The following is a 16550-nucleotide window of genomic DNA, read 5'->3' as shown; positions in this document are numbered from 1 at the left end:
CATCCTATCTTCTTACAATTACATCAGTCATTTTTGCAGCTCTTGAATTTTCTAATACATCATGAACTCTCACAAAATCACAAGCATCTTTCATTATTCCAACAACAGTTGTAGCAACAGTTCCTTCTACTCTTTCCCCTACTGGCAAATCTAGAGTAAGTCCTATCATACGTTTTCTTGATGTTCCTAATAGTATTGGATATCCCAATTCTTTTAATCTTTCTAAATTATTCATAGTTTCTAAATTTTGTTCATAAGTTTTAGCAAAGCCTATGCCAGGATCTAATATTATATTTTCATCCTTGACTCCAGCTTCTTTAGCTATTCTTATACTTTCCCTTAAATCATCTAATATATCTTCCATTAAATTTTTATAATCTTCATTCTCTCTATTATGCATTAAACAACAAGGTACATTATATTTTGCTGCAACCTTCGCCATATCTTTTTCTTTTTTAAATCCCCATATGTCATTAATAAGATTAGCTCCAGCTTCTAATGCTTTTTCAGCTACCTTTGCTTTGTATGTATCTATAGATATAGAAATATCAAAATTTTCTTTTATAGCTTTTATTATAGGAACAACTCTACTTATCTCTTCTTCATCATTTATCAATGTATAGCCCGGTCTAGTAGACTCTCCCCCTACATCTATTATGTCTGCTCCATCATCTATCATTTTTTTTACATGTTCTATAGCTAAATCTATATTATTAAATTCTCCTCCATCAGAAAAAGAATCTGGTGTAAAATTCAATATCCCCATGATATATGTTCTTTCCCCGATTTTAAATTCTTTGTTTCCTATTTTCATTATGTATAAAGCCTCCTAATAGTATATTTTTATGTTTTTCTTTTCATCGCTCCAGTTACATTCATCTTTAGCCTTACAAGTAATGCATAGCCTTGAGAGTTTATCTGCTCTATATATAAGCCATGAAAATCCTTCACTTTTTTTATCTCTATGTCCTAATATTCCTTGTTTTACAAGTTCAATTTCTTCTGTATTAAATTTGTACTCCACTAAAAAATCTTTTGCAATCTCAAAGGAAGATATTTCATGCGGTGTTCCATTTTCATATTGAAAAGATTTACCTATATCATGTAAAATTGCAGTGGTATATATAATTTCTTTTTCAAAGTTTAATTTTTCTTCTAAATTTATCGATTGAGCAATTCTTGCTACATCTAAAAAGTGTTTTAAATTATGTTTACAAAACTTCCTGCCCTTTTCAAATTTCTTATTCCTTTTCAAATAGTACATATATTTTTCATCATTCAAAATACAATTAAATCTATCCATAATCTACCCCAATTACTTTTACTATTTACTAGCTTGCATCTAGCTATACTTTTAATAAAATATTAATACGATTATTATATCATTTGCTTATAGTTTAAGGATATAAATAGATTCATTTTTTCATACCTTTTTTAATCTAACGTCTTCTTGACCCGCATTCTTCCCACATATTCTTAATAAAGATATCTTTATTACTAAGAAAAAAAGAGAACCTCCTCCATCTGGATTTGGTTCTCATCTACTGCCTTAATGCATTATTAGAATGTCTTTTTAGTATATTCTAGCTTTTTCTTCTCCATCAAGTACTCTTATAGCACCTTGAGCTAAAGCTAATAATTCATCTTCTCCTGGATAAACTGTAACTGGAGCTATCCAATCAACTTTTGCTTTAAGGTCTGGAACAAGAGTTGGCGAGTATGCAATCCCTCCAGTAAAGAGAATTTGATCTACCTTACCTTCTAATACTACTGACATCTCTCCAATTGATTTTGCAATTTGATAAACAAATGCTCTATATACTGCTTCACATTCTTTATCTCCTGCTTCCATCTTATCTATAACATCTTTTACATCATTTGTATCTAGGTATCCAACAAATCCACCTTTTCCAACTGTCTTAACATATACTTCTGATTCACTGTATTTTCCACTAAAACACATTTTAATTAAATCACCAATTGGAATTGATCCAGCTCTTTCCGGTGAAAATGGGCCATCTCCATCTAGAGCGTTGTTTACATCAACAACTTTTCCATGATTATGAGCTCCAACAGAAACTCCTCCGCCCATATGTACAACTACAAGATTTAAATTATCGTATCCCTGTCCACTTTCTTTTCCATATCTCTTAGCTACTGCTTTTTGATTTAAAGCATGGAACTTACTTTTTCTTGGAAGTTCTGGCACTCCTGATAATCTAGCTACATCTGCCAATTCATCTGTAACAACTGGATCTACTATAAATGAAGGTACATTTAATTCATCTCCAATTGATTTAGCAATTATTCCACCAAGGTTTGAAGCATGTGGTCCTTGAACCCCAACTTTTAAGTCTTCTACCATTGAATCATTAACTGCATATGTTCCACCTTCTACTGGTTTAAGCATTCCACCTCTACCAACAACAGCACTTAAAGTCTTCATATCAAAGTTTTTTTCTTTAAGAACATTTAATATAACATCTTTTCTGAATCCAAATTGATCATATATTGTATCATATCTCTTTATCTCTTCATTTGTGTGTCTTAATGTTTCTTCAAATAGTTCCTTTTCATCTTCATAAACACCAATCTTTGTTGATGTTGAACCTGGATTGATAATTAATAACTTGTATGACATTCTAAATCCCCCTTAATTTAAATACGCAATTAACAATGAAAAATATCAAAGAATAGCCCTAGAAAAATTGCTCCTCCACTATGCATTGTTAATTACAAATTGATTGTATTTATTTTTTTGCTGCAACTAATGCTGCTAAAGCAATTGAATTAACTTTTGTTTCAAATGAATCTGCTCTTGACGTTAAAATCACAGGTGCTGATGTACCTACTAATATTCCACCATTTTTTGCTTTTGAAAAATATGTCAAAGTCTTGTACATTACATTTCCTGTTTCTATATTTGGTAATAATAATACATCTGCCTTACCAGCAACTGGGCCAGTAACTCCCTTATGATGAGCTGCTTCTTCTGATATTGCATTATCTAAAGCAAATGGTCCGTCTACTATACAATTCTTGAATTGTCCTCTATCACACATCTTAGCTAATAATCCTGCATCAAGTGTTGATGGCATACTTGTGTTTACAACTTCAACAGGACATACAGCTGCTACCTTTGGAATCTCTATTCCACATGCATGCGCAACTGAAACTGCATTATTTATTAATCCCACTTTATCCTTTAATTCTGGATAAGTATTAAAGGCTACATCTGTTAAGAAGAATAATCTATCCCAGCCTTCTATTTCAAAAACAGCCACATGTGACATTAGTTTTCCTGTTCTAAGTCCTACTTCTTTATTTAATACACTTTTTAAGAATGTAGCAGTATCTACTAATCCTTTCATTAACATATCTGCATGACCACTTGAAACTAATTTTACCGCTTCTAAAGTAGCCTTCTTTGAATCTTTAACATCCATTATTTCATAATTTGATAAATCTAAATCTATTTTCTTTGCTATCTCTTGTATTTCATTCTTGTCTCCAACTAATATGGCTTGAGCTATATTCATTTCTGTAGCTTTCTTTATTGCTTCTAGCACTGGTTCATCTTGTGCTACTGCTACTGCTACTTTCTTTGTTTGAACGCCTTTTAATATTGATACTAAATCATCAAAGTTTTTACTCACTTTTATACACCTCTTATTTTATAATAAATTTTTTAATTTTATTTATGGTTATTCTGTTATATTTGTATCAATCCAAATCAAAAAATATTTTCTCTTCTTAATTGTAACAAAAATTAACTGGAAATGCTAAATTTTCAGAAATTTTTTTTCATCTTTTTCATATTTTAACCAACTCTTAATTTGATAGACAAAAAACAGTTAACATAATTAGTCAATATTTTATTCTTATATTTATTCAGGTAAATCAAATTTTTCAATTATATGTTCTGCAACCTTTATTCCATCAACTGCTGCTGAGATTATTCCGCCTGCAAACCCTGCACCTTCTCCCGTAGGATAAAGTCCACATACATTTATGCTTTCAAGCATTTTATCTCTATGAATTCTAACTGGTGCTGATGTTCTAGTTTCTATACTTGTTAAAACTGCATCCTCACTTGCATATCCTTTTATTTTATTATCAAAATTCTTAATTCCTTCTTTAAGTGCTTCTACAACGTATGGTGGTAAACAATTCTTTAATTCTTTAAATTCATATCCTCTAGTATAACTTGGAGTAACCTTGCCTAACTTAGTTGATGGTCTATCCTTCATAAAATCTCCAACTAATTGTACTGGTGCTTTATAATTACCTCCACCTAACTTAAAAGCTAAACTTTCATAATACCTTTGAAATTCCATTCCTTTTAGGGGTGAGTCCCCTTCAAAATCTTCTGGTGAAACAGTCACTACTAATGCTGAATTAGCATTTTCTAAATCTCGTGCATGATAACTCATTCCATTAGATACAAGCAACCCTTCTTCTGAAGCTGCACCTACTACAACTCCGCCTGGACACATGCAAAATGAATATATCCCTCTTTTTAATCTTTCACTTTGATAAGTTAATGTATAATCAGCAGCATGTAATTTAGGATGTTTATGATTATCTCCATATTGACTAATATTTATTAATTCTTGAGGATGCTCAATTCTTACCCCTATAGCAAATGCCTTAGCCTCCATAGAAACTTTTTCTTTGCATAGCATCTCATATGTATCTCTTGAACTATGACCTATAGCAAGTACTAATGCCATACATGAAATTTCTTGTCCATTAACAATTATGCTTTTTAATTTACCCTCTTCATATGTTATCTTCTCTAATTTTGAGTTAAAATTAACTTTTCCTCCGAGACTTTTTATCTCTTCTCTTATATTCTTAACTACATACTTTAAAAGATCTGTTCCCACATGAGCCTTACTTTCATATTTAATCTCTGATGGTGCTCCTGCTTTTATTAATTCATCTAATACAAATGTACATCTGTGGTCTTTAATTCTTGTAGTTAACTTGCCATCAGAAAATGTACCGGCACCCCCTTCACCAAATTGTACATTGGATTCAATATTTAACTCTCCACTATTCCAAAATTTTTCCACAGTTTGTGTTCTATCATCCACATTTTCTCCACGTTCATACACAATTGGTTTATAACCCTGCCTTGCTAAAGTTAATGCTGCAAAAATTCCTGCCGGACCAAAACCCACTACTACAGGCCTAGATTTAAGTTGTTGTATTCCTGGTTTTATTGGTTCAACCTCCTTAATTTCTTCAAATTTTACATCTTTATCATGTATTTTAGAAAGTATCTTTTCCTCTTCATCACAAACTATATCAACACAATAATTAAATTTTATATCATTCTTTTTTCTTGCATCAATACTTTTCTTTATTATATCTAACTTATTAATACTATCTTTAGATATATTTAATTTCTTACATATCTTTTTTTCTAAAACATCTATATCATCATCTATACTTAAATTTATATTATTTATTCTTATTGCCACAGCTTTTTCACCATATCCTTTCAAATAATACTAGATTATAATTTTATTTCATATCCCTAACCTTTCTTTTTAACCACTACATTAACACTTCCAACATCTGATATTGTTACATTATTTCCATTAACAAGTGTTGCCTGCGGTGTATAATTAAAAGTTCCTTCCTCTTTTACATTAGATAAATCTGATATTACATTTATGTTTTGGCTAGTTATCTTATCTAATGCTGTTTTAGTGCCTGTTAATGTCACATTTATCGTTGGATTTGAAGGATCTACTGAAAATGCTTCATTCAAATTTTTATACTGTACATTACATACTAAATTTTTCGTTGTGTTTTCCTCTTTTGTCACCTTGAACTTAACTTTAATAGTATTTTCTCCATCCTGGACTGAAATACCTTCGGGTATATTAAGTTTAACATCCATTTCACTATCTACTTGTAATGATGACATGTCCACAAATTCAGTGTCTATGGATTGTATCTTCTCCAAGTTTTGACTATCCCCTAATATATTTATATTATTTTTACTTAACTCATAACCTTCCAATATAAATCCTTGAGTCATAATCCCCGTAGTTTTTAAATTTATAGGTACAACTTTTCCATTATTTACTACAATTGATAAATTTGCTGTTTTTTCATTAGATTCGATATTATTTACTTGATTCCCAGATGAATCCACAAATTTTATATCATATTTACTTTCCTTATTTTTATCTATATCTTTTTCTTCTCCAGTTAAAATAGCTTCACTAATTCTTTCAACAGAACTCTTTCCCCCTGTTACTGTCACAACTTTTGGACTTATTGTTTGTTCCTTTTCATAAATATGTTCTTTATAAGTAAATTTCACCTTTGATTTAATTGTAAATTCCTTTTCAACCAGATCTTCTAAGTTAACTTTTATTCCTAAAAATCCATTATTTTTAATATCAATATTTTCAGGACAACTTACTATTTTAACAGGTATAGTATTCTCTCCATTTTTCAATGCATAAGCTGACATATCAGCTATAATCTTGAAATCTTCCTTTTTAACTTTTAATATTTCATTTGACGGCCCCTCAAGTTTTAAATCCACTGTAAATTGTTGTTTATTTGCGATTGCAAATTTTGAATCCTTTAAAGAATTTTCATTGATTAATTCTACTGGAATATTTCTCAATTCATAAGTTCTAAGTGGGTTTTCAACAGTTGAGACATATAACCATAAGCAAAATGACAACAGTACACAAATAATCTTAACAATTAACGTTCTGCTTTCACTTTTATCCATGATTTCACCTTCTCTCCTGCTGTTTTTACTTTTTTCTCATTTCTGTTTTCTATTATTTTTATTAATATATTTCGCAATTTCTCTTTGTCATAACCTCTTGTTATTCTTCCATTAATAGCTAATGATACCACGCCTGTTTCTTCTGATACAATTATAATTAGTGCATCTGATACTTCTGATAATCCTATTGCAGCTCTATGCCTAGTTCCCAACTTTTTATTAATTGTATTATTATCAGTTAGTGGAAGTACACAGCCTGATGCTAAAATTCTATTATTTCTTATTATTGTTGCCCCATCATGAAGTGGAGTATTCACTACAAATATATTTTCCAAAAGATTTGAGGTTACATTGGCATCTAATAATGTACCAGCACCTATCAATTCGTTTAGCCCTGTACTTTGTTCTATTACAATTAATGCTCCAGTTCTACTATCAGCTAAGCTTTGAACAGCAATTGCAATTTCATTAATAGTTATATTTAAATTTTCTTTATTATTAGGATAGTGCTTATCATCAAAAGCTGTTCTTCCTAAATGTTCTAAAGCCCTTCTAATTTCAGGTTGAAAAATTATAATTACAGTTAATACTCCAATAGTTAATGTCTTATTTAATATAAAATATAGCATATCTAATTTTAACAAATAACTAATTGGAATAAGGGCTATAATTAGTACTATTCCTTTTAATAATTGTTCTGCTCTTGTTTGCCTTATTAACATATACCCTTTATAGAATATGAGTGATACCACTAAGATATCCAATATAGACCATAATGACATATTAGAAAAACTCTTTACTATCATTGATAAAAGTTCGCTCAAAATTCTCACCTCTCCTCTTTTCTCTTCTCTTCCCTTAATTAAAATTATACAACAAATACTATACTCTTAGATATAAAGACAATTATTATTTTCTTACTTTTTTATTATTTTTATAATAATTTTTTATTATAACTCAAATGGTTAGAAAATTTGATAAATAATTATAGAAATAAATAGTGTATATAATTACTTTCTTTGGTAATACTATTATTTGTTGCACTATACCGAAGGAGGTTTTTTATGAAAAAGACATGTAGTATTTTTGTAACTGCTTTAATACTATATCTTTCCGTTATTAATATGAATCCAGCTTTTGCCGCAGTTTTAGGTAAAGCTTGTAGTGAAACTAAGAATATTTCTGTAAATGAAGAAATAGATGAACATTGTTTGAATACTAATATAGAGTATAATTCACAATATAGTGAAAAACATAATGAAGTTTTAGAAGTTTTTAATCATGCTACTCAACAATTGTATATAACGGGTGAAGATATAGATTTGATGGCAAAACTTGTTTCTGCTGAAAGCATTGGTGAACCATATGCCGGAAAAATAGCTGTAGCTTCTGTAGTATTAAATCGTACTATTGATCCACATTTTCCAAATACTATTCAAGAAGTTATATTTCAAAAAAATGCTTTTTCTTGTGTTAAAAATAATAAGATAAATGCTAACGCAAATCAAGATTGCTATAATGCAGTATACGATGCAATTAAAGGTGCTGATCCAACACATGATGCCTTGTTTTTTTATAATCCAAGCATAGCAACATGCAATTGGATGAAGGAAACACATAAAGTCAATCAAACGACTATAGGTCATCATACTTTCTTTAAAATAAAATATTAATATAAAAAAACAGGGGTATATCAAAAAAGTTTGAATTAACTCCTGTTTCTTATTTTATATTTTAATCTCCTCACCCCTTCGCCTAAATGCATATTAACAATTCTAACTTTACTTCATAACAATCCTTCCACTCTACTTTGCGCCACCAATTTAATACCTCATTATTTATCTATCTTTTCCTAATATATAAATTAATATCACAATATTTTGTTTTAATTTAATATATATACTTAACTCCTTGCTATTCTTACAAGACTATCATTTATGTAAATCGAATTAGGGAAATTATCTATCAATATATTTGCATACCTCTTACTCTTTTCTTTATTCACTGAATTGTTTAGTAATGCTAACTCATATAATGTTTCTTCAACATATGCTCCCTTAGTATATTGATTATAATACTCTTCATATTGTAATAATGCAGTTTGATTATCTGATTTTTTAAGTGAATTACTTGCTCTATAAAATATAACATGTTCTTTTAAACTATTTCCTTCACAATATGTATATGCTTTATTCAGTGAAATTCCAGCATCTACATAATTACCTTTATTAAAATACCATAATCCATATTCATAGAATTTTGACACGCCTTGGTTCTTCATTAATTTAATAGCTTGATTATATACTTCAGTATCTTCACTACTTATTGCCTCTGCCTTAACATTTTTTAATTGTTCATACACCCCATCTAAATCATTACTTGCCATTAATGTTTTTAACTTTTCTTTATTAAAATTTATACTTTTAAGATCTTCTTTAACCACTTCTTTTGCAGTAGTCTCTGTATTTACTTCAGATGTTTCTTTGATTCCTGGTCCTTTACTATCATCTGTTATACTGTTTGTTTCTTCTATATTATTAACTAAATTCTTCTCCTTAATTTTTGATATAATTAAATATCCTCCAGCAGTAATTGCCACAACTACAAATAAAATTGTTATTCCTATTAGAAAACCTTTTGAGGAATTTTGAGATTCTAAATATATCCCATCTTCTTTTAATTCTTTTTCAACAATTTTAGCTGTAACTGCATTTTTATCTATACTTAAAGCCTTATCCACATATTCCTTAGCTTTATATAAGTCACCTTTTTTTTGATAACACATTGCAATTCCTGTATTCACTTTAATTGCATTAAAATCACTTTCTGAGCATATCTTAAATAAGTCTAGTGCCTTATCAATTTTTAACTGTATTAAAGCTTGCTCTCCTTGTTTATATAAATCTAATCGTCTTTCATCAGCCATAGCATCTTTTATATAATTTTTTGCAATATTATCATTATTTATGTCCCTATTTATTTTCCATACTGTAATTGCCTCAGTTAAATTTCCTTTTTGATATAATAGTAGACCTTTAAAATTTAATACCTCTGAATTATCTAATCCTTCAAATAATACATCTTCACATATTTCTAGCGCCTTATTAATTTTCCCTTTTTCATAATAATCCATAGCTTTGTTATAAGCTTTTTTAGCCTTTTTATTCATAAATGTCCCCTTATTACTCTTAAACTCAAGTGCTTCTTACTTATAGTATATTATATCTTATATAATCCTTCCAACTAAATATTACAATAAAAATAATTGTAATTCTAAGCCTAATTTTACATTTCAATAAAATTGCCTAAATACGAAAAAGCTTCCTCAAGTAACTTTGAGACAGCCTGCCTTTAATGATATAACCCATATTTTGCATAATTTAATTTTCCAATTAGCTAATTAAAATCCTGTAAAAATAAAGTATAAATTCCTTTATAATATATATAAATATTTATTAGCGATGATCATAAGCCACTTTATCTTATGCATAAGTGTACTGAAAAATATAATGGAGAATTCTCCCTTGTTAAGCTGATGCTGAAAAGTAGATAAATGAAGTTGTAAACAAACAGCCTAAAAAGATAAAATTCCACCAATTTTCATGTCCAGTAGTGAAACAAACAAAAAATCTAGTAGGTAGACCGTCAGAGAAAAGAAAGGATATAATCGAAGAATATCTAATAAAATTTGACATTGAGAAAGATCAAAAGAAGACATTATCTAGTATTGAAGAAGCATGTATTTTTGTACTTACTAGTAATGATCTTGAATAATGCTTTTCTCAGTTATTGAATTTGTCATTAGAAAGAGGTTGGAATATGACAATCACATAATAACAAGTCAAATACATATCGGTATCTTTGACTTGTTATTTTCTTTCATATGCTTATATAATAATTCTTATGTTTATTCTTGTTCTAACATTATTTTCTTAGCATTTAAGATTGATGAAGCACTCATTGAAAATTCATCTAGTCCATATTCAATTAATGTAGGAATCGCAGCTTCATCTCCAGCCATTTCTCCACACATTCCAACCCATTTACCATGTTTATGAGCTCCATCAATAGTCATCTTTATTAATCTAAGTACAGCTTGGTGCATTGGATTATAAAGATATGAAACTTTTTCACTCATTCTATCAGCAGCTAAAGTATATTGGATTAAGTCATTTGTTCCAATTGAGAAGAAATCAACATACTTAGCTAATTCATCAGCATAAACTGCCGCTGCTGGAATTTCAACCATGATTCCCCATTGGATACTTTCTGAATATTCTTTTCCTTCAGCTTTTAATTCAGCCTTGCATTCATCAACAATTTCTTTTGCTTGTTCAAATTCTTGTAATCCTGAAATCATCGGGAACATAACTGCAAGATTTCCATAAATGGAAGCTCTAAGTAATGCTCTTAATTGAACTTTAAATATATCTTTTCTATCTAAGCAAAGTCTGATTGCTCTATAGCCTAAGAATGGGTTCATTTCTTCTGGTAATGGTAAATATGAAAGGGTCTTATCCCCACCGATATCTAAAGTTCTTATAACAACTTGCTTACCATCCATCTTTTCAAGAACAAATTTATAGCTTTCAAATTGTTCGTCTTCTGTTGGAGCACTATCTCTATCCATATATAAGAATTCTGTTCTAAATAATCCTACTCCATCTCCACCATTTTCCAATACTCCAAGAACATCTTCTGGTTGACCGATATTTCCGCAAACTTCAATTCTTCTACCTGATTTAGTAGTTGTTTTAATATCTATCAATTTCTTTAATTCTTCTTGTTCAGCTTGGAATTTTTCTTTTTTAGCTTTATATTCTGCTGCTACTTCTTCTGAAGGATTTATAATTACATCTCCAGTCAATCCATCAAGTATAATCATATCTCCAGTTTTAACACATGTAGTTATGTCACCTAATCCAAGTACAGCTGGAATTTCTAAAGTTCTAGCCATTATAGCTGCATGTGAAGTTCTTCCACCGATATTTGTAATAAAGCCTACAACCTTAGTTCTATCTAGTCCTGCTGTATCAGATGGGGTTAAGTCATGAGCTACAACTATTGTATTATTTTCAGTTATTGAGAAAGAATCTTTGCCTTTACCTGCAAAATTTGATAGTATTCTCTTAGATACATCTTTGATATCTGCAGCTCTTTCTCTCATGTATTCATTATCCATAGATTCAAATATAGCAACAAAAGTATTGGTTACATTTTCAATTGCTTTTAAGCCATTTAGTTTATTATTTTCAATTTCACTCATCATTGCTCCAGTAAATTCTGGATCATCTATTAATGTAAGATGTGCTTCGAATATAGCTGCTTTTTCTGCACCCATTTCTTTTTCTGCTTTAACTTTAATAATCTCTAATTGTGCTTTAGAATCATCTAATGCTCTTTGCATTTTTTCTTTTTCTGCACCTACATCTGTAACCTTAATGTCACTTATAACAATTTCTTCATTTTCTTGTAAAAATACTTTTCCTATTGCATATCCTTTAGAAGCAGCAATACCTTTTTTCATAATATGGAACTCCTCCTTAATTGTAAATTTATTGTTTTAAATTGTTTTTTTATGTCTAAATATATACTAAAGTCTTATTCTAAGTAATAACTCTTTTTATCATATCATAATTTTATTAAAACTTTAACCACATTTTGTGACTCTTTTAACAAATTACGCTTAAATCAATTATACATGAACTTTTTCGATCTGTGTTATAAAAATTTAATGTTAAAATCCTTTTTAGGTAATACTAACTATATAAAATAAATTAATATTCAAGGAAAGTTTTTAACAATGAGTGACTATGTTATAAAAATGAACTTGGAATTATACAACAAGAACAATCCAGAAGACAACATAGGAGTAATTTACGATACAGCTACGAGTGAAGAAGATGCAGAAAGCATAGATGTTCTTGAAAAAATATTTGTTATTCTTTGTAGATGGCGAATAGTATTCAAATATCACATCCTATCTCTCCCCACCATATATTGTGTTTACTGTATGCATCTTGAAATCTCATGCAACATATTTTATATTATAATTCCTACTAGAATAATTATCAAATTACAAAATTTCCAAATATATTCAAAAGGTAGTTAATCTTTAATTATTCATAGATTAACTACCTAAATTAACGAAATTTTATTTATATTTCCTATCCCTTGTTTATAGGAAGTATAAAATAAATTTTAAACATATCTCCTTCCTTTTTTATCTGAACTTCTCCACCATGAAGTTCAACTATACTCTTTGTTATAGCAAGACCTAATCCTGAACCTTCGACTTTTGAATTTCTAGACTTGTCACCCCTTGCAAATCTTTCAAACATTTCCTCTTCATTAAAGTTCATTTCATAATTTGCAATATTCTTTGCGCCAATTTTCACATAATTATCTTCTAGTTTAATATTAATATAAACTCGAGTATCATTTAATGAATATTTTAAAGCATTAATTATTATATTTTCTAATGCTCTTGACATCAACCTGCCATCAAGCTCCATGTATATTGCATCTTCCTCAGTTGTTACTTTAAAAGAAATATTTTTTTCCTCATATAAAGTACTGTATTCACCTATCCCCTGGTGTATTAAAGATAATATATCTATTGATTCTCTGTTTAATTTAATCTTTCCACTATTAATCTTTGACATTTCAAATAAATCTTCGATTAAAACTTTTAATTTTAAAGATTTTTTTTCTAATATTAATAAATATTCTGCTCTTTCTTGATCTGTTATATCTCCACTTTTTAATATATTTACATAATTTATTATTGAAGTTAATGGTGTTTTTAAATCATGAGATACATTGGATATTAATTCAGTTTTCAATTTCTCATTATGTACACCATTTTCTAGAATCTCCTTATATCCAGCTTTTATCAAATTAATATTTTTAGCTAATTCTTTTATTGCAGGAGAATCATCAAGCTTAATATCTTCTTGTAAATTTCCCTCATTAGCTTTTCTAAGGGCATCATTTACAACAATTATATCCAAAGTTTTTTTTAATGCATACATCAAAGTGAAAAATAAAATTATAATAACAAATAAACTTCCCTTAAACGGATATGTCTGAAAAAATCTAACAAATATATTATTTTCATATCCACCAGTTGCAAGAAAATATAAATATGTAATTAAGAGTATAAGGACTAATGCTATAGATATTATTAATGTGTTTCTTGTTTCTTTATAATGAAATCCATTTTTAATTACAAAAATTATATTATTAACAAAATTGGATTTAATTTGAGGATGTTTAGGATTTATTTTTATTACAAGAATAATTTTTATAATTAAACTTATATATATAATACCTAATAAATTTAATTCTAATGTATTATTTTTAATATTATACACTGCCAAATCACGTTGTTCTTTATTTATTTGTATATAATCACCTAAATTTGAAAGTAAAATTAATGTTATTAAGGCTATTACTACTATATCAATTAAGTAGATACTGCTAAAATATGTTTTAATCTTCCTTTTCAATCTTATATCCAATTCCCCACACCACCTTAATATACTCAGGCTCTTTTGTGTTTATTTCTATCTTTTCTCTTATTCTTCTAATATGTACAGTCACAGTATTTTCGCTTTTATAAAATATCTCTTCCCATACATTCTCATATATCTCTTTTATAGAAAATACTTTTCCTGCATTTGAAGCTAATAAATACAATATTTTATATTCTGTAGCTGTTACCTTGACCTCTTCTCCACGCAAAGTGATTTTTTTAGCAATGGTATCTATAACCAAATCCTTAACTTTAATTATCTCTTTACCTTCTTCAACACTTAATGGCTTTTCATATCTCCTTAATTGTGATTTAACTCTTGCAACTAATTCTAAATGATTAAATGGCTTCGTTATATAATCATCTGCACCTACATTTAATCCTAGTATCTTATCTGAATCTTCACCTTTTGCAGATAACATTATTATAGGTAAATTTTGCTTTTCTCTAATTTTTAAGCAAGTCCTTATTCCATCAAGCCTAGGCATCATTATATCTAATACAATTAAATGTACTTTTTCATTTTCAAGAATATCTAAAGCTTCTAATCCATCTTCTGCTTTAAATACTTTTAAATTTTCACCTCTTAAATATATTTCAATGGCATCTCTTATTTCTTTTTCGTCATCAACTACTAATACGTTGAACATACTAATTCCTCCTAGAGTTCACTTTTATAGTATAATCTTACTTATCAATTTAAAATTAATTATATACTGCTTTTTGGAATTCTTTTGAGTTATTAACTGAGTCAAAATCATGTTCTGTCTTTGCCTCTTCTTTAACTCCTGAATCTATTTGTATTGCTTTGTTTAGATATGTCATTGTATTTACCACATCGCCTCTTCTTCCATAAATAGATGCTATTCCATAATAACTCCATACATAATCTTCAACCTCTAAAGCCTTATTGTACCATTCTAATGCCTGATCCATATTTTCATATAATTCATATGTGAGTGCTTTGTTGAATCTTGCATAACCATAATTTTTATCAATATTTAATGAGGTGTCTATATCCTTCATACCTCCATCGTAATCTCCGTTATAAGCCTTTGCAATGCCTCTTATATTATATCCCATAACATTACTTGGAAACTCCCTTATAAGTGCATCAGCTTTGCTAATTGCATTAACATATTCATGTGAAAAAAATAATCTATAGGCATCATTATACAACTCATTTTCTCTAGCTGAATAATTCTTTTCTTTTTCATTTATCTTAATCTTCTCATCATTATTATTTGTTTTAGAATTATCGTTACCAGCTTCTTCTGCATCTGTATTAGCTGTATTATCAATATATGATTCTTCTGTATCCATAGGCTTTACCATCTCTTTTTGCACTTTATTTTCATTTTTGATATTTTTACTAGTTATATTCGTCCAAGCTTCATAAGATAATATTATTATTGCTACTATAACTAGAACTATTAATATTATTTTCTTGTTCTTTTCTTTTCCTGGTAACTTAATTCTACTCATATATTTTCTCCTTTTTCTTAATACAACTTTGATGCGTAAATGTTTTACATACTGACTTGTTATTTATTTGAATGTATCAACTAAATTTAAATATTCTTGTTGCCCAATCTCATAAAGATTATTTCCTTCAGTATCTATAATAACAACTAATGGCATATCTTTAATTTCCATTTTTCTTATAGCTTCAGCACCTAAATCTTCATATGCAATTATTTCAGATTTAACAATACTTTTTCCGATTAATGCAGCTGCACCTCCAATAGCACCAAAATAGACTGCTTTATTCCTCTTAATTGCATCAATTACTTCTTCATTCCTTGCACCTTTACCTATCATCCCTTTTAAGCCAAGATCTATTAATTTTGGGGCATATGCATCCATTCTATAACTAGTTGTAGGACCTGCTGATCCTATTACATTCCCTGGTTTTGCTGGAGATGGTCCAACATAATATATAGTTTCATCCTTTATATCTAAAGGCAATTCTTTTCCCTCTTGCAGCAAATCTATCAACCTTTTATGTGCAGCATCTCTAGCAGAATAAATAACTCCACTTAATAAAACACTATCTCCAGCTTTTAAATTTAATATTTTATCTTCTGTAAGAGGTGTATGTAACTTAATTTCCATTTGATTTTTCCTCCAATACTTTAATTCTAATCTAATATCTATCCATTCTAGCATTCCCATCTCTTTAGATTGAATTTAAAATCATACACCTTGATGATGTACACCTTGGTAATATGTATAAATTCAACTAGA

Annotated in this window: 15 protein-coding genes; 2 read left to right on the top strand and 13 right to left on the bottom strand. The window is 28.8% G+C overall.

The genetic code is table 11. The annotated features are described in order from the left end of the window. Positions 1-4 precede the first annotated feature (4 nt). The 7 genes from folP to cdaA form a co-directional block, all read right to left on the bottom strand. Positions 5-814 carry a dihydropteroate synthase gene (gene folP / locus LLF98_RS07665; protein WP_291702454.1) on the bottom strand — a complete coding sequence of 270 codons (810 nt, stop codon included), beginning with the start codon at positions 812-814 and terminating at the stop codon, positions 5-7. 15 nt (positions 815-829) lie between these two features. Beyond that, entirely contained in the window at positions 830-1303 is a 474-nt protein-coding gene (locus LLF98_RS07660; protein WP_291702453.1) for an HD domain-containing protein, read from the bottom strand. Between the two features lie 270 nt (positions 1304-1573). Beyond that, the gene (buk, locus tag LLF98_RS07655; RefSeq protein WP_291702451.1) at positions 1574-2641 is read right to left on the bottom strand and encodes a butyrate kinase; all 1068 of its coding nucleotides are present in this window, start codon (positions 2639-2641) and stop codon (positions 1574-1576) included. 109 nt (positions 2642-2750) lie between these two features. After that, on the bottom strand, positions 2751-3656 hold the full coding sequence (gene ptb, locus LLF98_RS07650) for a phosphate butyryltransferase (RefSeq protein WP_291702448.1): 906 nt from the start codon (positions 3654-3656) through the stop codon (positions 2751-2753). Positions 3657-3887: 231 nt separating this feature from the next. After that, positions 3888-5489 carry an FAD-dependent protein gene (locus tag LLF98_RS07645; RefSeq protein ID WP_291702446.1) on the bottom strand — a complete coding sequence of 534 codons (1602 nt, stop codon included), beginning with the start codon at positions 5487-5489 and terminating at the stop codon, positions 3888-3890. Positions 5490-5545: 56 nt separating this feature from the next. Continuing rightward, positions 5546-6766, bottom strand: a complete 1221-nt coding sequence (locus LLF98_RS07640; protein WP_291702444.1) for a CdaR family protein — start codon at positions 6764-6766, stop codon at positions 5546-5548. Next, positions 6739-7590: a diadenylate cyclase CdaA gene (cdaA, locus tag LLF98_RS07635; RefSeq protein ID WP_291702442.1), complete on the bottom strand. Its 852-nt coding sequence runs from the start codon at positions 7588-7590 to the stop codon at positions 6739-6741. Before cdaA ends, LLF98_RS07640 begins: the two co-directional genes overlap by 28 nt. Positions 7591-7830: 240 nt before the next feature. Here cdaA and LLF98_RS07630 point away from each other — a divergent pair, with 240 nt between their 5' ends. After that, positions 7831-8439, top strand: coding sequence for a cell wall hydrolase (locus LLF98_RS07630; protein WP_291702439.1), 609 nt, complete (start codon positions 7831-7833; stop codon positions 8437-8439). A gap of 230 nt (positions 8440-8669) precedes the next feature. On the opposite strand, the gene LLF98_RS07625 is transcribed toward LLF98_RS07630, so the two are convergent. After that, a complete protein-coding gene (locus tag LLF98_RS07625; RefSeq protein ID WP_291702437.1) occupies positions 8670-9935 on the bottom strand; it encodes a hypothetical protein in 1266 nt (421 codons plus the stop codon). A gap of 443 nt (positions 9936-10378) precedes the next feature. Between LLF98_RS07625 and LLF98_RS07620 the strand changes: the two genes are divergently transcribed. Then, complete coding sequence (locus LLF98_RS07620; protein WP_291702435.1) at positions 10379-10540, top strand: hypothetical protein; 162 nt, start codon at positions 10379-10381, stop codon at positions 10538-10540. 133 nt (positions 10541-10673) lie between these two features. Here LLF98_RS07620 and ptsP read toward each other — a convergent pair whose 3' ends face one another. The 5 genes from ptsP to LLF98_RS07595 form a co-directional block, all read right to left on the bottom strand. Beyond that, complete coding sequence (gene ptsP, locus LLF98_RS07615) at positions 10674-12293, bottom strand: phosphoenolpyruvate--protein phosphotransferase (RefSeq protein WP_291702433.1); 1620 nt, start codon at positions 12291-12293, stop codon at positions 10674-10676. Between the two features lie 640 nt (positions 12294-12933). Next, the gene (locus tag LLF98_RS07610; RefSeq protein ID WP_291702431.1) at positions 12934-14289 is read right to left on the bottom strand and encodes a HAMP domain-containing sensor histidine kinase; all 1356 of its coding nucleotides are present in this window, start codon (positions 14287-14289) and stop codon (positions 12934-12936) included. Continuing rightward, positions 14261-14953: a response regulator transcription factor gene (locus LLF98_RS07605; RefSeq protein WP_291702429.1), complete on the bottom strand. Its 693-nt coding sequence runs from the start codon at positions 14951-14953 to the stop codon at positions 14261-14263. The genes LLF98_RS07610 and LLF98_RS07605 overlap by 29 nt, the downstream gene beginning before the upstream one ends. Positions 14954-15008: 55 nt before the next feature. Continuing rightward, positions 15009-15788 (bottom strand): hypothetical protein, encoded by a 780-nt coding sequence (locus LLF98_RS07600; protein WP_291702427.1) that lies wholly within the window; start codon positions 15786-15788, stop codon positions 15009-15011. Between the two features lie 63 nt (positions 15789-15851). Continuing rightward, complete coding sequence (locus tag LLF98_RS07595; protein WP_291702425.1) at positions 15852-16418, bottom strand: Fe-S-containing hydro-lyase; 567 nt, start codon at positions 16416-16418, stop codon at positions 15852-15854. Between the last annotated feature and the right edge of the window lie 132 nt (positions 16419-16550).

Source organism: Clostridium sp. (genome assembly GCF_021372645.1).
GTDB lineage: Bacteria > Bacillota > Clostridia > Clostridiales > Clostridiaceae > Clostridium.
This window is presented reverse-complemented; position numbering and strand designations above follow the sequence as displayed.